Below are 18,321 nucleotides of genomic sequence, written 5' to 3' on the forward strand. Positions count from 1 at the left end.
TTATTACCATCCGGGATTCTGCACAAGCTGCCTGTCATTATTTACATCGTTGGATGGTATTGGGAAAAAATAATGACGCTTGTTGAACACCCTTGTTTCAAAAGTTACCACCTTCAGGAAATCTGGCATGTCAGCACTGATATTCAGTCCGCGCATAGGTCCATTTTGGGTTTGTTCCCCTGTCTTCCAGCGGCGTACATCAAAGAAGCGGTTATTCTCGAATGCCAGTTCTACCCTGCGTTCTTTGCGGATAGCCTCACGCATGGCATCCTGACCCGCAGGTACTGCCAGCCCTTCTGTTCCGTATTGTGGTATACCCGCTCTTTCACGGATCAGGTTCAGGTATTTCAGTGCATCAGGATTGGACGGATCTGATTCATTCACACACTCTGCATAACTCAGGTAGATCTCCGCCAGGCGTATCAGTATCAGGGTGCGGTTGGAAATATCCCAGGCGCCCAGTCCCATTGCCTTACGGACAATGTAACCGGTGGGAGAATAATCGCCGCCACCTGTTTGTTTACCGGAATTACCTGTATTATACAGACGGGTAGTAATCTCACCGAAAGATCTGTTCAACCAGGTGCTGCCATCAAAAGTGATGTTCACATAGAAACGTGGTTCCCTGTTCACCCACTGGTTATAGATCTCTTTCTCATGTGTATCGTTTGGCGGCTGGAACATAGAAGTTCCTTCCTTTACATAACCGGACGAAGGATCATCTATACTTCTGCCATTCTTCATAAAGAACGCATCCACCATATTCTGCGTAGCGCCCAGGCCACCGCTGCCTCTTACATCGCGGGAGCTGGCGCCGTTATGATAAGGGGTCATCTCATACTGCTTGGGACTTACAGAGCTGCCTGTCCTGGCAAAGATCACTTCCTTATTCCAATCGGTCAGTATTACATCGCGGCAGGACAGGTAAGGATCATAATTACCATTGGCATCGTTTTTCCTGAACAGGTCATAAGTGCCGGGTACAAACGTGGAAAGAAAGGCCTTATAAGCTTCTGCTGCTTTGCTCCATTTATTGGCGTCAAAGGTCTGGCTGATCAGGTGTTTACCGTCTTTGTTCACCATATCGGCAAAGTCGGTATTACCGTTATACAGCGGGCTGGCGGCATACATCAGTGCATTGGCGCGGAAAGCCAGGGCAACACCCTTTGTAATATGACCGTAGTCTTCGTCATTCCTTGGTATTACCGGCAGATCTGCTGCTGCTTTTTCCAGCTCCGTGGTCACATACTCCACACACTCATCAAAGGAATTTCGCGGCAATTGCAGGTCTGCATCCACTGCAGGCGCTTTCTCACCCAGGAGGATCACCGGTCCGTAGATGCGCATCAGGTAGAAATAATACATCGCTCTCAGCGCCCGGGCTTCCGCCTTGTATTGTTTGATCAGGTCGGGCGAGAGATCTTTGATCGCATCTGCATTTTCCATGAATACACTGGCGCTGCGAATACCGCGATAAAAGTTGCGCCAGTAGTCGCCTACAAAACCGGAGTTGGCATCCCAGTTACCGATGTTAACATCATTGGATTGCACAAAACCCCATACAAAATCCGCTTCATCACAACCACCGGTCCACAGACCGCGATTGGTTTCAGAACCGGGATTACGCTGCCCGAATTCATCTGGCACACTGCGATACACATCTGCCAGGAAGCGCTGTGCAGTAGACCATGTTCTGAAGGTTTCATCTAAAGTCAGCCTGTCGTCCGGTACCTGATCCAGATACTTTGAACAGGAGGACGTGAGTACTATAACGAGGAATAGATATAATAGCTTTTTCATCATCTTTACTTGTAGCATTAAAATTTCAGGTTCATACCAAGAGAAATGGTCCTGATGTTAGGGTACTTGGAACCATTGTCTGTATTCAGCTCAGGGTCCCACAGCTTGAACTTACTGAAGGTGAACAGGTTGATGCCTTGTACGTATACAGACGCATTGCGGATGCCTGTTCTGTTCAACCAGGTGGTAGGCAGATTATACGCCAGCTGTGCTGATTTCAGCCGCAGGAAACTCACGTCTTTTATCCACCAGGAGCTGGCCTGTGTATTGTTCTTATTCTCAGCTTCCCCATACGCCAGCCTTGGATAGAATGCATCAGGATCAGGGTTATCTACCGTCCATCTGTCTTCTGCAATAGCGTATGCGTTGGTCAGACCGCCACCACCGTTAAACGGTATAACCGCTGATCCCTTCAACATCCTGTCTGCATCCGAAATCCCCTGGAACAACAGGCCAAAATTGAATCCTTTATACCCCAGGTCAAATCCAAACCCATATACCGTAGTTGGCAGATCACCACGGCCTATTTTGGTAACATCATAGCTGTTGATGATACCGTCGCCGTTCAGATCTTTGTATTTGATATCGCCGGGTTTTACTTTGGACTTATCTCCCGGTACAGCGCTCTTGTTCACTTCATCATCGCTGACAAACAAGCCTTCAGCGATATATCCGTAGCGAGCCAACACATTATTACCTCGGTGTTCCATCCATTGGTAAGTCTGCGGTGGACGGTCATCTTCTCTCACCACATCTTTTGTATAGGTGATATTACCTCTCAGTCTCACGTCGACTGCACCAATGCGGGTACTATATTCAAGTGAAGCGTCAAAACCTTTATTATCCACAATACCCAGGTTCGCAAACTGCTGATTCTGCAATCCCATGAAATCCACATTGGAAGCTCTTTGCAGGAAGATGCCGGTACGGTGCTCCTTGAACAGATCCACGATCACTGACAGACGGTCTTTCAATGTACGGAACTCAATACCCAGGTCCTGCTTATTGGATACAGACCATTTTACATTTGTTGCATAGCGATTGATATTGATACCGCCAAAGTCGTTAAATGTCTTACCATACTTATAAGCATGATCATAAGTACTCATGTTCGTGATATACAGGAAACGTTCTTTCGCACTTCCCAGACCGGTATTACCATTAGAATAGCGGAATTTCAGGAAGGTGATGGCATTCTTCAGCGGAGCAAAGAATTTCTCTTCAGAGATGATCCAACCCACACCTACAGCAGGGAAGAATCCGAAACGATTACCCGGTGCAAACAGTTCGGAACCATTATAACCAGCGTTCACTTCCAGGAAATATTTATCCGAATAGGAATAAGCTACCCTGCCTGCAAAACCTAATGATCTTTCGGGAATAGAGCTGATAAAATCTCCTGCCAGCGCATTTGTTTTGTCGCTGGAATAGAACAACGCCAGCCCGCCAAAGCGGTGTTTACCAAAGCTTCGGTCATAGTTCAGCGCGGCTTCAGTATAGAATTTACGACTGGTCTGCCTGTCGTTGGAATTATTATCAAATCCGAGGTAAGCATTTCCGGTGTATGTTTTCACGAGGTTCAGCGTACCATCGGGTTTATAAGGCATGCTCTGATCGGGATAATAGGTATCCTCTCTCTTGGAGCGGGTAATATAGTTCTGGTTGTACGTATCAAACGCAAACATCACACTGGCCGTCAGCCCTTTGGTTAAGGCATCCAGTTCCTGTGTAGCCCTGAGGTTAGAGAACAGCTGATTGCGGAACTCGTTGCGGTAACCTCTGCGGGTCAGGTCAGCATAGGGGTTACGGAAACCACCGTTGGAAGATTGCCCGGGCACAAGGCCTCCGGGATACATGATGGGATATGCCACAGGCGCAGCATCCATCGCACTCTGGAAAATATCGCCAGAATTGATACCCGGATAATTACCATTAGAGAAATATCCCTGTAAACCTACATCCAGTTTGGTGCTTTTGGTTACACGCAGATTGAGGTTGCTGGTGAAATTGTACCGGTTGTATTTCATGGACGAATTGTACTTCGCCAGATCATCCGTTTTCAGGAAACCGGATTCACTAAAGTAACCCAGAGATACATAATACTGTGCATTCTCCACTCCACCGCTGGCATTCAGGTTGGTGCTGCGGGTATGGCCATATTTATTGAATACGGCATCCATCCAGTCCACATTAGGATACAGCAAAGGATCTTTGCCGCTTTTGGTATTCTCTATATATTCCTGCGAATATTTCGGGTTCTGGTTCCGGGTGGTCAATGCTTCATTCGCCAGGTTCATATAAGCGATGCCATCCAGCATTTCCGGGCGACGTACAAATGTGTTCACACCCTCGTTATAATCCAGGAAGATCTGTGGTTTGCCCACCTTACCGGTCTTTGTCTTCACCAGTATCACACCGTTGGCGCCACGTACGCCATATACGGCTGTACCTGCAGCATCTTTCAGCACAGTGAAAGACTCAATATCCTCCGGTGAGATGTTATTAATAGAACGTTCCACACCGTCCACCAGGACCAAGGGACCGGAGCTGTTACCATCACCAAAAGTAGAGATACCCCTGATCCAGATATCAGCGCTTCCCTTGCCCGGTTCACCGGAACGTTGTACGCCAACCACACCGGCAATACGACCTGCCAGCATAGTCGTGATATCCGCCGCCGGCTGTTTGAATTCTGTTACCTTCACGGTAGACTGTGCACCTACCAGACTCACTTTACGTTGTGTACCAAAACCCACTACAGCTACCTCACCGAGCGATTTACTGGCCACCTTCATCCGTATGTTCAGACTTGTTTGGCTACCAACTGTTACGACAGCGGTTTCATAACCAATGAAGCTAAAAGCCAGTACGGCATCCGCCGACTGCACGATCAGTTTGAACTTACCGTCATTGCCGGTGGAGGTCATGGTGCTGGCCCCGCGTACAGCTACGCTCACACCAGGCATAGGGGTTCCTGTTTCATCCAGTACAGTACCGGATACCACAATGTCTTCCCGCCCTCCTTTAGCAGCAGGTGGAGCATTACCGGCAGCAGCCCTGCTGATCACAACAATGTTGTTGACCTCTGCAAATTCCAGCTGCTTGTTGCGGAGTAACTGTTCCAGCACTACATCCAGCCGCTCGTTGGAGAAAGAGCAGTCGTGGATGGGAAAAGAGCGTAACAGTTGTTTGTCATAGGCAAAAGTAACTTTCGTGGATGAGTGCAGCTCTTGTATGGCTGACTCCAATGACCCGCTTTTCAGCCGGATCGTGACATTGGTTTCTTTCAGGATCTGTCCCTTACCTGCGTATACCGGCAGGAAAAGGGAAGCTCCCATCAGGAGAAGAACGGCGGAGAATAACCGTCTTCTGAAGGTTGTGGCAATTTTTTTCATACGTAGTTTAGGCGTTAAGATGTTACGTTAGCAGAACTCCCGTGACTCCTTGTGTTTGTGTTAGTCTGTTGGTTTTATTCATAGAGTGTGACCACGTGGCCGGTCACTTCAATCTTCAGGTTGTGGATAGCAGCCAGTACTTCTGCGGCTTTCACAGGGTCCATGTTAGTGGACAATTCCGTGGTGTACCTCGTCTCCCTGATCTTCACCTGTGAGGTGGTCAGTGTAAGGCCAAAGTTCTTTTGCATCAGGACCACCATATCTCCAAAGGAGGCATCGTTCAGCACCATTGTACCCTGCCGCCATCCGAGGAGGCTTTTATCAATGGCGTCTATCGTGGCGATGTTTTTCGCCCGGTCGTAGGTCAGGGCCTGGTCTTTCACCAAAACATGCGCGGTGCTACCGGTTCTCAGCACACTTACTTTACCATCGGTCACGGCGATGCTCATCCTGTTTATGTCTTTGTAGGCGGCTACGTTAAAGGAGGTACCGAGTACGGTAGTGGTGAGCGGGCCGCTTTCCACGATAAAGGGGACAGCCGGATCACCTTTTACGTCGAAGAAGACCTCCCCGTCTATGATGTTCAGACGGCGTTCTTCACGCATGTTTTTGGGGATACGGACAATAGAACCTGCGTTCAGCGTCAGTTGAGAGCCGTCTGCCAGTTGTATGGTTTTTCTTTGGCCAATGGCAGTGGCTATTTCTGTGTAGGCGCTGATGGATTTATTTACCATATAATACGTTAGCCCTCCCGCCAGTAACAGGATCACTGCCGCAGCGGCCGCCAGGGTTCTTTTCAGGTAATGCACCTTTTTCTTTTCCAGCTCCGGACGGATGTTCTGCCAGATCTCCAGGCGGATGGCTTCTTCCTCTTGCCTGTTGAGCGGGGCAATAGGCTCATTGTCAAATGATTGGTACCAGTTATCGATGGTCCCGGTCTCCTTTTCCCCGGATTGTCCAAGGAGGTATTGCCGGAAGAGTCGCTTAAGTTTATCAGTTTCCAAAGTGGACGTTTTACTAGCTTATCCGGGAAATGGGGGTTTGGTACTAGAGGGGAGGGAAAAAAAGTTGAGAATCTTATCGAGTTCAGGCTGTGGGCATTCCATGAATTATCGGTAAATTCCTGAAAGCAGCGAACAATATGGGCAGAAGAATTTCAAAGCTAGAGGATGTCACGTGGTTTCTTAATTACCACATGAGAAGGCATCACCTAATCCTAATAAATCTATTTTGCCGGGCACACTTCAAATATCTAATAGTTTATTTAAAGCTCCTTCCAGTAGCTTCTTATCCGGCAGATACAACTGATATTTAGCAAGCAGAATCTTATTTGTGATGCTGTTAGTAGCGTATTCAACTAATATGTGATCTTTATAAGCGCCCAATAATATTCCAACAGGTTCATTATCGCCTTCAGTGGCCTCTTCTTTTCTAAAATAATTAAGATATAGATTCATCTGTCCTACATCATTATGATCAATTTCACCTCGCTTTAAGTCAATAAGAACAAAACATTTCAGTATCCGATGATAAAATAACAAATCTATGCGAAAATGTTTCCCACCAATACTAATACGATATTGCCTAGCAATAAAAGCAAATCCCTTTCCTAATTCGAGCAAAAACTGCTGCAGATTATTAATCAACTTTTCTTCCAGTTCATTTTCCAAATATTGATGTTGCTCTGGTATATTCAGGAATTCGAGTACAAATGGATCCTTAATTAAATCTTCAGGTTGTTGAACCTCATGACCATTATTAGCTAATTTTAATACGCCTTCTTTGTCTTTGCTTAATGCTAACCTGTGAAACAACATGCTTTTCATTTGCCTTTTCAATTCCCGCACACTCCATTTTTCCATTTCAGTCTGTTTAGCATAAAAGCCCATTTCTAATTCACTTTCAGCTTTTAATATTTCGACATAATGGCTCCATGTCAATTGTCCAGACAGTGTCTGGACAATTGGAAATTTCAAATAAAGCATACGTATCTGAAAGAGATTAGACCGGCTGAATCCTTTCCCATACGCATTAGTCAAATCTTTAGAAAGCCGTTCAAATAGCAGACTACCATATTCAGCTTTTTCATTTCCATTTTGTTCATACTCTACAATATATTTACCTATTTCCCAATATGTATGCACTAAGATAGCATTTACTTGTTGAGCAGCTTTTCTTCTTCCCTCAATCAATAAATCACCTATCCCACTAACCAGATCCTTATAACCTTGATCTTGTAATTCCATTGGAGATAATTTCTAAATTACTATTTTAATTGCTCGGACTATATTTTTATGTATTGATCAGCAATCACATCATATTATTGAAATGAATAGTCACTTATTCAAAATGAATGATGCGCCATTATAACCTGATGTTCAGCCTCGAACTTTTGTTTTACTAAATTATCTTATTTGACATCAACTCCCAATAATCTGGATAAGTTCTGATAATCTTGCTCGAGTTTACGATAGCGCAGGTCACAGAAATTAAAAAATTGCAGGTTTAAAAACCTGAGGCTTTTTTGTTTTTGACTATATACGCTGTCAATCCACAGCAATAGGCGATTCGGTCTATTTTAAGTCTGCCATCTTAATCCCCGTTAAATTGTGCTCTGATACATTTAACAACTCGTCAATATTGTGTTCAATGACCTCAAATGCGACCTTATCTGCGAGTAGCTTAATCCACTGCGGCCTGTGTATAGAAAACCCATCATCAAACCACGCAATATTAATGAAGTTCCAGATAGCAGTATTAACTCCTCTACGTTCAAAATTAGGCTGTATAATTATTGCTTTAAAAATTCCATTGTCTACCCAATCAATTCTTCTTTCTTCAAAAGCTCCCAAAATGGCGGGATATCCGGAACGGTCTTTTGTTAGTGTCGCGTCGAGTCTCTTACTAAGATCAATCAATTTATTATCAATTTGTTCGAATCTACTCCCGGTACGAAGATTATTATGCTTCTTCTCAATTAAAGGAATAAATAATCGCTTCAGTTTACCGAAAAGTTCTTTTACTTCGAATGTATATTTCATAAATTTTCCTCGTCTTAAACTAAGGTTTTCCGTCCTTATAGCCTACGCAAATTACTTCTTCCTAACAAAGGTGATCAATCTTTCTAAAATTGTGTACGACGCCATTGGTGCTGATAACTACACCTCCCCCCTAATTTTGTCCAAATTCCTTTGCTCATCCCCCCGGAAACCGTAAATTTAGTCTACAGAAACCCCAATAACCCCTCAAAACCCCAATCATATGTCCCACGCAACAGGAACACATGTTACATTGCCTGCCCCACAAGGTATTGGCCCGGCGTTTGGTGCGCCTGATCACCTGGATTTTGTGCCCGCACCTGCCCCACCACCCGTCACACCACCGGGCGGTATTAAACTGCTCATACTGCATTTTTCCGCCGCCAGCTTCCCCGGCAACAGCCGTCTGGAAGTAGAATTAGGCTATGGAACAGATGTATTTACCTCCGCAGACGGCGTTGAATTCTGGACGCGCCCCATTAATGCCAGCCTTTTTCCCGGCGGCATCTCCATTACTTATTTCCCCGATGGCGGCGGAGGTGTACAACTGGTATCGTATGGAAGAGGAGAACGGCATGAAGAAGATGAGCCTGGAGGAATACACGACAGCTATTCGAACTGCGATCCTTTCCTGAAAGATGGAGACTATACAGAGCCACAATATGATCCGTTCTGGTTCTGTAATACGCCCCCGCATTGGGAGAATGTCGCAGCATTACCTGACGGTATACAAAAGCAGGTATCCGCCAGTGTATGTATGCTGGTTGCTGTTCATGGCGAGCACGTATCTACCTGCTCCGCTACATTAGTTGGCCCTGATCTTGTCATTACTGCCGGCCACTGTGTGACAGACCCTGATATGGAAGTACCCACCATGTCTGTAATATTCAATTATCAGACAAATGCCGACGGCTCTAAACCTCCTGGTTATAATGGTGTATTTCATAAAGTAATTAAGTACGTACATCATGGTACACTGGGCGAAGGTGGATCCGGCCCGATTGATTACCTGATGATCCAGATAAAAATACCCCCCGGTGGCCTTGGCGTTCCTCCTATCCCTATGCGGAATAGCCTGCCCGCAATAGGAGAACAGGTTTTCGGTATACATCACCCCAATGGAGCGGTAAAAAAAGTAAGCCGCCGGCATACAGATGCAGCTGCTACGGTCACCAGCAATGCCCCAACAATAGGCGTGAATATTGACGTTTCCGGCGGTAGCTCCGGCTCAGGGCTTTTTGATATGATGGGCCGTTTTCTGGGCGTACTCTCTTCCGGCGGCAAATGCAGCCTGGGCTATGCACCCTCTGTCTCTATCCTGGAGCATATCAGCAGCACACCGGTCCCTTCCCCTGCACGCGATGTAATGATCGTATTTGACCGCTCCGGAAGTATGTTGATGGACGCAGGCACTGGCCAGAGTAAAATAGAAGAAGCACGGGACGCCGCCTCTTTATTTGTACAGCTGATACGAACAGGCACAGACCGCATCGGCCTGGTGTCTTTCAGCACCGCTGCCAGTGATCCCGTCGAGTTTACCCTGCACACGGTCAATAACGCAAACAAAACTATACTAATAGGTCCAATGCCTTTTTCAGGTGGTATTATAGGCGATCTCATGGCTGATGGCAATACCAGCATCGGCGACGGCCTTGCTGCCGCCAGAGATACTTTTACAGGTGGGGCTAACCGCAAAACCATCTTTCTGTTGACTGATGGTTTGCAGAATACACCACCTATGATTGAAAATGTCGAAGGCAGTCTTTCCAATATTGACGTCGTGGCAGTTGGCTTTGGTACGGAAGCAGGATTGAATGGTCCTCTGCTTACCCAACTTACGCAAACCCATAACGGATTATACATGCGGGCGGGTGATGGACTGGACCTGAAGAAATTCTTTTCACTTGCTTTCGGTAACATATTTGAAGCAGGCACGCTCAATGATCCCGTTTACTTCCTGCCGGCGGCAGAACGGGCGGCTAAACCCATACCTTTTGCAGTATGCGAGGAGTCTTCCATTACTGTAGTGCTGGGATGGGACAAGGAAGTAGCACCACTCCACATGGCATTAAAAGCACCCTCCGGTAAAATAATACTTTCTTCTGATGCAAGTGTGGAATCATCACGCGGGAAAACCTGGGAATTTATGCGCCTGGCCCTTCCTGCCGGCAGTGACCATAGCGGACAATGGCAAGTCCTTGTAACCCGTCCTGGCGGCGGAGGTGAGTTTCCTCCACCCGGAATAGATGTCCGTTTCTTCGTGAACGTTATCGTGAAGGATGGCCCTTATATGGCGCTGAGAATGAAGCGGCGGAAATTCTTTACCGGTGAGACTGTCAACCCCCTGGTAGCCATTTATAAGTCCAACGGCTATCCGCCGGCCAATGCCGCCATAAAGGTGACGATAACAAGTCCCATACAAAGCGCAGGTAACATATTAGCTGATAAAGGACTCATACCGGCAAGTGAAACCGGCGGAGACGGCGTTCCTCCACGTTACGCCACGCTGCTGCAGATGGAAGCCGACCAGAAAAAACCGGTGATTGATTACCGGAACGATAGCTTTGATTTGTTCGATGATGGTTCACATGATGACGGCAGCATGGAACCGGACGGTATTTTTGGCAACCCACTTGTAAACCTGCTACGTCACGAAGGGCACTATACTTTCCGTGCAGTCGCTACTTATGGCGATAATTGCAAGGGCACCCGCGAGCTAACCTGGACCGTATATGCAGATATTGGGATAGACCCGGGACAAACAACTGTATCCACTACCGTGATCAGTACTTTGCCGGATGGCCGCCAGCATATAAGTGTCACCTTCACTCCTAAAGATAAATATGGCAACAAAGTTGGCCCCGGAAGGTCTGATGCTTTTACCCTGAACGGGCTGCCAGGTTCTGAGATAGAAGGAGCAGTAACCGACAAGGGAGATGGCAGTTATGAAGTGATCGTGGACTGGGATACTGATTCGTCATATCCTCCTGGTATCATTATAACCCAGGACGGTCGTGACCCGGTGATAGTACACCCCAAACAGGATACAAAACCGGATTGCAGTAAATGGAAACACCGCAACCGCCTGTTATGGATCCTGTTGCTGCTGTCATTGCTGTTATTGCTGCTTTGCCTCATCATTCATTGTTGATCTACCGCATAAAAAAGCTACGGCCCTGTATTGCAGGGCCGTAGCTTTTTTTTGTACTAAGACACCATATTCAAAATCCTATTCGCTTGACAACACTCAATAGCCATCCAGAGAGGCGCCGACCGACATCCCATGCTGAAACCGGGCTACTTCGCGTGAATATAGATAATTAGGAAATCGGGGGAGACTACGGGACAATCTCCAAGGTCTCTAAATGGTATATATTTCGGTGGAGTCTATAGCCTACAGGCTCTCTACTATAGCATTATAGGCACTGTTCTATAGCCAAGGCTATACAAAAGCTATGCTAATGCAGGACTACAGCGCCTATAGATAGGGGCATCGAAGCGAATTCGGACACCACGGAAGGGCAAAGGCATATTAGCCCCTACCTGATATGACAAAAAAGATAAGCCACTAACAACGCCCAGTCTCCGGAGGAACTGGATTTCAAATAACTGCGCACTCTGCGGAGGGCTTCCGTCAGCTGGTTTTTGACTGTTTGTTCCGAGAGGTTCAGTTTACGGGCTATTTCTGCGATAGAGAGGTCTTCTTCCCGGCTCATCCGGAAGATCTGTTGCATACGGGTGGGTAACAGGCCGACTGCAGCGGCAATATTGGCTGTCAGTTCTTTAGTTTCCAGCCTGTCATTGAATTCCTGGCTATCCAGTATGTCAAATAAGGATATCTTTTTGATCTCTGCTGCACTGAAGGCATAGTGGCTGATCACCCTGTATTTAATAGCAGCATGCAGGTATTTTGCGAATTCGCCTTCCTTAAAAACGGGGATCTCTTTTCTTCTACGCCAGAGGCTCAGCATGACTTCCTGTACCAGGTCTTTCGCATCATTCACATCCACCCGCTGACAGGCCTGCGTGTATAATACTTTCCAGTACCTGTTGTACAGCATCTCGAAAGCAGCGGTATCATCTCCTTTTAGCAATTGCAGTAAATCTCCGTCACTGATATGCGTTTCGAACATCTTGATCTTGGTGAGCCGTAAAGTAAAAGCGAATTACTTAAGAAAGCAAGTGAATTACAAATAATTAACCTGCTCCTGATTACTACTGATTATCAGCCGCTTATTGTATTTTCAGTTCCTCTCCTACCTTCAGCAGTTCCAGGTGCCCTTGTATGGCGCCCTGTTTTTCAAGCCCCTTCAGCGCATTAAAAGGGTCGCTCCGCGGTTCGTCAGCCAGGTCAAAAGTGCCATAATGCATAGGGATCATCACCCTGGCATGCATTTCATTCGCCGCCTTCACGGCATCCTGGGGAGAGATATGGCTCTGCGCCATGAAAAAGGCAGGTTTATACGCCCCTATCCCTACGATACAATAGTCTATAACGGGAAAGATCCGGCCTACGTCAGTAAAATGACTGCCATATCCTGAGTCGGAAGCGAAATAAATGGTCTTGCCTCCTCCCTGGATCACAAAAGCGCCCCAAAGCTGGCTATTAACATCACGAAGCCCCCGTTTGGACCAATGCCTTGCCGGGAGGAAAAAAACCTTAATACGGGCGTCTGTGTGATATTGCTGGTACCATCCCGCAGTCTGCACCTGCTCACTACCTGTCAGTTTCTTCAGCAGGCCTTCCATTCTTAGCCCCGTCAGGTAGATGGCCTGCGGATTATTCTCTGCCAGTAACCGCAGGCTGCGCTTATCGCAATGGTCCAGATGATTGTGGGATACCAGGATATAATCCAGGCCTTTCAGTTTTGCGGGATCTATAGGAAAAGGCGTATGCCGTTTGAAGAAGACAATATCATAGAAAACAGGATCGATCAGTATATTGACGCCTGCCAGCCGGATGAAGAAAGAGGCATGCCCCAGCCAGACGATACAATCCCTGCCAGCATGCAGAAACTCATCATTATGCACTACCTCCGGATGCCAGGTATCCGCTTCCTTCTCCGCCTTCTGCGGATTGCGCTGGAACCGCCATTTCAGGAATTCGGTGAATGAATAAATATGCGGGAACTCATGATTCACGAATCTTCCGTTTTCATCTACCGGTGTTCCTTTCCAGTCAAAGGGTAATTGCATGCCGGACAAGTCCGGGTTTGAGACATATTCCATAGCAGCCATCATGTGTACCTGACAAATATACGTTATCTGTTATTCTCCATACAGCCTGGTCAGCTCTTTCAGCAATACGTCAACAGCGTCTTTGGTAGCTGGGGTTGCCGCATTCGTAAAGATCACATACCCCCTGTCAGCCTCTTTGATAATATGCACTCTCGTAATGAACGCGCCTGCATTTCCCTCGTTGAAGGCAACATGATGTTGCGGTAACTGAGGCGGGTTAAACCATCCGTAAGAGAACTGTGGCATCCCGAAGAGCAATTGCTCAAAAGTCTTCTTCGGCAACAGATCACTCTTCCCTTTTAGTCCCAACAACTGCAATCGCACAAAACGGGTATATTCTTCCAGGCTCACATTAATATTGCCTGCTGCCAGCAGCCAGTTCATTTTATAGCTTTCCGCAGGTGCCAGGGGCTGCAGATTTTCATCATGTCCCCATGGCTGCATGGTATCTTTCAGGTTGGGATAATCAAAGTGAAAATTAATTCCCAGGCGTGTTCCCAGTTCCTGTACAAGTGTTTTATAAGATTTTCCGCTTGCTTTCTCCAGCATCAACCCCGCCGTGATATAGTCAAGATTAGAAGGCGTTAGTCCATTTTTATCCAGCTTCTGAGGTGCTTGGGTCAGGAAATTAGCCGCCAGTTGCATACGCTGTGCGGCATAGTCCCCATGCAGTTCTTTAAATGTAGGCGTTTCAGAATCGTATGAATAGCCTTGCAGCCTGCCCCGAAACGTCAGCAGGTTGGCCAGTGTAACTGTATCATATACATAACGGGTCCTCCATCTCAGTTCGGGAAACACAGTTAAAATGGTGGTATTCCACTGGATCTTCTGCTCCTTTACCAGTAAAGCAGCAATAAAAGAAGTGATAGCCTTAGTATTGGAACCAATATGGAACCTGTCTCCCGGCTGGGCGGCATAGGTAGTATTGGCGCGTTTTACACCCAGCACATGGCATTCCAGCACACTATCTGAAGAGACAACAGCGAATGCCAGTTCAGGCACCTTATAATGTTGTCTTACACTATCGGCAAAAGATATAATGCTTTGACTGTGGCACAGATGGGTAATAGCCAGCAGTAGTGGCAGCAAAAGGCGTTTCATTGGTATTTAGTCGTTATATGTTCTGGTCTGTAAACAGGAAGGTCCCTGCATCTTTACTTCTACGCCTGTTTTCGTCAGCAGGCCGGTTTGAGCATTCCGTTTAAAGACCACCACATTTCCACTGATCTGGTTGGCTACTATCAGGAATTCCCCCGTGGGATCTATCAGAAAATTACGGGGATGGTCTCCCAGCACAGGCTCATAGCCCACAAGGGTCAATGTCCCGTTTTTACTGATGCTGTAAATGGCTATATTATTTTCTACGCCCCGGTTGGATGCATACAGGAAACGGCCGTCGGGCGAAATATGGATATCGGCACTATTATAAAAACTCCGCGGCACACTGTCATGTGCCATCAGCCTTTGCAGGGAATCCAGCCTGCCCCTGTTATATTTATAAGCCGTTACTGATCCTGATAACTCTTCTATACAGTAAGCAAAACGTCCATTAGGATGAAAGGTGAAATGCCGGGGACCACTACCGGGCACAGTGCGGATAAAACTATCCGCCTGCAGCGGCTTTGCCTGGCTGGCGTTAAAGGTGAAACGCCGTATTTTATCCGCCCCCAGGTCGGGAGAGAATACATAGTCCTGTGCAGGAGAAAATACAGTGGAATGAATATGTGAACTTTTCTGCCTTTCGGTAATGCTGCTATCGGTAAATGACAGAATCGTTACCGCGGCCCCGATGGTACCGTCGCCATTCAATGGAAATACGGAAAGACTACCACCTGTATAGTTTCCATTCACGAGCCAACGCCCGCTTTTATGTACGGTGAGATAAACGGGGTTATCCCCTCCACTGGGTTGTTTACTTAGTAAAGTGATAGCTCCCTGCCGCCTGTCGAACCGGTAACTGCTTACACTGCCTAAGCCAGGTGTACGGGTCTCACTACAGGCATAAATATACTGCCCGTCAGACGAGAGGGTCAGATAGGAAGGGTTCAGGATGCCGGAAAAAGTACAGACCTTATCAAGTCTTCCACTCTCCATATCCATCCTGTAAATGTAGATACCGTCTTTATCTTTTGCGTCATTGTACGATCCGACAAACAAATAGGTTGTCTGGGCATAGATAAGACCGTTGGCGAGTAATGCCAGTAACAGCAGACATGATCTTTTCAGCAAGGTGATGAAGCGATTTATGGGTCCGGAATCGATGTGCCGGACAAAGATAATATTTACGCCTCATTCCATTTTAAGGCTTTTTACAGGATTGGTGAGCGCCGCCTTCATCGCCTGAAAACTGATGGTCAGCAATGTGATAACCAGCACCGCTGCTCCTGCACCCAGGTAGACGGGCGCGCCTATACTTACACGATAAGCAAAGTCGTTCAGCCAGTTTTCCATCACCCAGACCGACAGGGGGAATGCAATGCCCACAGCTATCAGCACCAGCTTCAGAAAATCCAGGGAAAGCATCCATACCACATCACTTACAGTAGCGCCCAGTACCTTACGGATACCGATTTCCTTACGCCGGCGCTCTGCTGTAAAGGCGGTCAGTCCGAACAGTCCCAGGCAGGAGATCAGGATAGCCAGACCGGTAAAATACTGCGACAGGGAAGCCACCAACTTTTCAGCCGCATACTGCCGCTGGTAACTGGCGTCCAGGAAGGTATAGTCAAAGACATACCCGGGGTTAAACTGCTTATAAAAACTAATGATCCTGTCAATGGTTGCCCGCTCCTGTCCTTTTGCAATCCTTGCCATGATCATTAAGGTCTCGGAAGGGGCCAACCTGAATATAAATGGCCGGATGGCTTCATGCAGGGAATTGAAGTGGAAATTCTTCACAACACCCACTACATGCCGGGGTTTGTTATAGATATTGATCTCTTTGCCTATAGGATCGCTCAGCCCCATTACCCTCACGGCCGCTTCGTTCAGTACAATAGCAGTACTGTCTGTTCTATAAGCAGCCGAGAAAGGTCTTCCGGCTGCCATCTGCACATCTAATGTCTCTATCAGATCAAAGTTTACCGGCATCTGGTAAAAGCGGATGGCGCCGTCCGTGTTCTTGCCCTCCCAGCTCACACCTGCCGAAGGCATATATGTCGGCATGATGATCTGCTGCTCAATACTGGATGCATTCACTACACCAGGAACGTTTTTCAGGGCTGACAGGAAGCTGCTGTAATGCGCTGCTACCCTTCCTTTCATTTCAAAGCAGATCACATTATCCTTGTCATAACCCGGTTGTTTGGTCTCTACAAACCTTACCTGCTTATTGACCACCAGTACCGCGATGATAAACCCAACGGATATAGTGAACTGGAAGATGACCAGTCCTTTCCTGGCCCATAAGCTGCCCCCGGAAGCGTCGGTCTTTCCTTTCAGCGTATTGACAGGTTGCAAACGGGAAAGGTATAATGCAGGATAACTACCTGCCATAAAGCCTGTCAGCAGGGTAATAACCACCACTGCAAGTATAAACCCGGCATCCCATTGCAGGCTAAGCGTCTTTCCGGACAGGATATTAAACTGAGGTAACAACAATATCACCAACAGCAATGCCCCCAGCAGGGACAAAGTGGTCATCATCAGGGATTCTCCCAGGAACTGCAGTATAAATGTCCCTCTGCCTGCTCCCAGCGTTTTCTTTACACCGATCTCTTTCATCCGGCCACTCACTTTTGCGGTAGACAGGTTCATGAAATTGATACAAGCCAACAGCAATATAAAAAGCGCGATCAGGGAGAATAGTTTCACATAGGCAATACGTCCTCCGGCCTGTACACCATTGTCATATTTCCCATAGAGATAACCATCAGAAAAACGGCGCAGGAACAGCTGCATACCATCTGTCTTCAGTGTTTCCCTCACATAAGTGTTAAGCTTCCTGTCCAGCTGCGCAGCAGTCATCCCTTTCTTCAGCACAACATAGGTATTAAAAGGCCCGCTGCCGGTTATCAGCTGACCGGAAACCGGTACTATCTCCTTCCAGGCTTCAAAAGGCAATACGAAGTCGAAACGTTCGCTGGCACGGACAGGCATATCCTCATACACTCCTGAGATGGTACATTGCTTACTGAATGTGAGCCATTTCCACGCCAGCGTCCGGCCTGTTACATGACTCGTTGTATTGAACAACCGTCGGGCCAGGCTGGCGGAGATAACGAGGGAGTTCTTATCTGCCAGTACTCCCGTGGCACTCCCCTCTATCAGTTTATAGGAAAAAATGCGGAAGAAATCACCACTTACGAAATTACCCGTAGCGCCTACGGTATTTTCTTTATAGGAAACATTGAATTGCTGAAACCAGCTGGGCGGCGTGGTAGTCACTGCATATTCCACCTCAGGCATCTGCCGGGCAAGCACATGGCCCAATGCGCCATCTGTGCCAGTGGATGTAGCCACCTGGTCGCCGTTCTTTTCATTGATCATCACCTGGAACAGGCGACCGTCATATTGATGGAACCTGTCTGTCTGCCATTCATCCCACACCCATAAACAGATGAAGATCGTACAGGCCAGTCCGGTGGAAAGACCTATCAGGTTCAGAAAAGTAAATTGACGGTCTTTCAGCAGATGCCGCCAGGCTATTTTAAAGGCATTTCTAAGCATAGTACAGTCAGGGTGTAATCTATCTCTGCACCAATAAGATACCAGTTTATGCCGCTGTTAATAATCAGCTACTTATGGTCCGCAAACAGTGTTTAACTGTCCGGTTTCGATACATATGCTGTCCGCTTATATTCCCTCTTCACTACGCCCGTTTTCTATCCCCTATATATCTTTGCTATAGG

The 18,321-nt window shown here is 47.1% G+C and carries 11 protein-coding genes; 1 reads left to right on the top strand and 10 read right to left on the bottom strand.

The genetic code is table 11. The annotated features are described in order from the left end of the window. Nucleotides 1-3: 3 nt before the first annotated feature. From F3I09_RS23835 to F3I09_RS23855, 5 genes are all read right to left on the bottom strand, one after another. On the bottom strand, nucleotides 4-1,800 hold the full coding sequence (locus tag F3I09_RS23835) for a RagB/SusD family nutrient uptake outer membrane protein (RefSeq protein ID WP_149697559.1): 1,797 nt from the start codon (nucleotides 1,798-1,800) through the stop codon (nucleotides 4-6). Nucleotides 1,801-1,817: 17 nt separating this feature from the next. After that, nucleotides 1,818-5,195, bottom strand: a complete 3,378-nt coding sequence (locus tag F3I09_RS23840) for a TonB-dependent receptor (protein WP_149697560.1) — start codon at nucleotides 5,193-5,195, stop codon at nucleotides 1,818-1,820. 74 nt (nucleotides 5,196-5,269) lie between these two features. Further along, entirely contained in the window at nucleotides 5,270-6,199 is a 930-nt protein-coding gene (locus tag F3I09_RS23845; protein WP_149697561.1) for a FecR family protein, read from the bottom strand. 240 nt (nucleotides 6,200-6,439) lie between these two features. Continuing rightward, a complete protein-coding gene (locus F3I09_RS23850; protein WP_149697562.1) occupies nucleotides 6,440-7,441 on the bottom strand; it encodes a YhcG family protein in 1,002 nt (333 codons plus the stop codon). A 327-nt stretch (nucleotides 7,442-7,768) separates the two neighbouring features. Beyond that, nucleotides 7,769-8,236, bottom strand: coding sequence for a hypothetical protein (locus F3I09_RS23855; protein ID WP_149697563.1), 468 nt, complete (start codon nucleotides 8,234-8,236; stop codon nucleotides 7,769-7,771). 220 nt (nucleotides 8,237-8,456) lie between these two features. Between F3I09_RS23855 and F3I09_RS23860 the strand changes: the two genes are divergently transcribed. Continuing rightward, nucleotides 8,457-11,384 (top strand): trypsin-like peptidase domain-containing protein, encoded by a 2,928-nt coding sequence (locus F3I09_RS23860; RefSeq protein WP_149697564.1) that lies wholly within the window; start codon nucleotides 8,457-8,459, stop codon nucleotides 11,382-11,384. Between the two features lie 388 nt (nucleotides 11,385-11,772). On the opposite strand, the gene F3I09_RS23865 is transcribed toward F3I09_RS23860, so the two are convergent. From F3I09_RS23865 to F3I09_RS23885, 5 genes are all read right to left on the bottom strand, one after another. Continuing rightward, nucleotides 11,773-12,366, bottom strand: a complete 594-nt coding sequence (locus F3I09_RS23865) for an RNA polymerase sigma factor (RefSeq protein ID WP_149697565.1) — start codon at nucleotides 12,364-12,366, stop codon at nucleotides 11,773-11,775. 100 nt (nucleotides 12,367-12,466) lie between these two features. Further along, nucleotides 12,467-13,429 carry an MBL fold metallo-hydrolase gene (locus tag F3I09_RS23870; RefSeq protein WP_223233356.1) on the bottom strand — a complete coding sequence of 321 codons (963 nt, stop codon included), beginning with the start codon at nucleotides 13,427-13,429 and terminating at the stop codon, nucleotides 12,467-12,469. 72 nt (nucleotides 13,430-13,501) lie between these two features. Further along, complete coding sequence (locus F3I09_RS23875; protein ID WP_149697567.1) at nucleotides 13,502-14,572, bottom strand: serine hydrolase; 1,071 nt, start codon at nucleotides 14,570-14,572, stop codon at nucleotides 13,502-13,504. 6 nt (nucleotides 14,573-14,578) lie between these two features. Next, the gene (locus F3I09_RS23880; protein ID WP_149697568.1) at nucleotides 14,579-15,700 is read right to left on the bottom strand and encodes a lactonase family protein; all 1,122 of its coding nucleotides are present in this window, start codon (nucleotides 15,698-15,700) and stop codon (nucleotides 14,579-14,581) included. Between the two features lie 60 nt (nucleotides 15,701-15,760). Beyond that, on the bottom strand, nucleotides 15,761-18,139 hold the full coding sequence (locus F3I09_RS23885; protein WP_149697569.1) for an ABC transporter permease: 2,379 nt from the start codon (nucleotides 18,137-18,139) through the stop codon (nucleotides 15,761-15,763). Nucleotides 18,140-18,321 lie beyond the last annotated feature (182 nt).

The organism is Chitinophaga sp. CF418 (genome assembly GCF_900142925.1).
Classification (GTDB): domain Bacteria; phylum Bacteroidota; class Bacteroidia; order Chitinophagales; family Chitinophagaceae; genus Chitinophaga.

Excerpts from the sequence above, each read along its gene's own strand:
- F3I09_RS23835 (WP_149697559.1), bottom strand. The coding sequence starts at position 1,800 with ATGAAAAAGCTATTATATCTATTCCTCGTTATAGTACTCACGTCCTCC.
- F3I09_RS23840 (WP_149697560.1), bottom strand. The coding sequence starts at position 5,195 with ATGAAAAAAATTGCCACAACCTTCAGAAGACGGTTATTCTCCGCCGTT.
- F3I09_RS23850 (WP_149697562.1), bottom strand. The coding sequence starts at position 7,441 with ATGGAATTACAAGATCAAGGTTATAAGGATCTGGTTAGTGGGATAGGT.
- F3I09_RS23855 (WP_149697563.1), bottom strand. The coding sequence starts at position 8,236 with ATGAAATATACATTCGAAGTAAAAGAACTTTTCGGTAAACTGAAGCGA.
- F3I09_RS23860 (WP_149697564.1), top strand. The coding sequence starts at position 8,457 with ATGTCCCACGCAACAGGAACACATGTTACATTGCCTGCCCCACAAGGT.
- F3I09_RS23865 (WP_149697565.1), bottom strand. The coding sequence starts at position 12,366 with ATGTTCGAAACGCATATCAGTGACGGAGATTTACTGCAATTGCTAAAA.
- F3I09_RS23870 (WP_223233356.1), bottom strand. The coding sequence starts at position 13,429 with ATGCAATTACCCTTTGACTGGAAAGGAACACCGGTAGATGAAAACGGA.
- F3I09_RS23875 (WP_149697567.1), bottom strand. The coding sequence starts at position 14,572 with ATGAAACGCCTTTTGCTGCCACTACTGCTGGCTATTACCCATCTGTGC.
- F3I09_RS23885 (WP_149697569.1), bottom strand. The coding sequence starts at position 18,139 with ATGCTTAGAAATGCCTTTAAAATAGCCTGGCGGCATCTGCTGAAAGAC.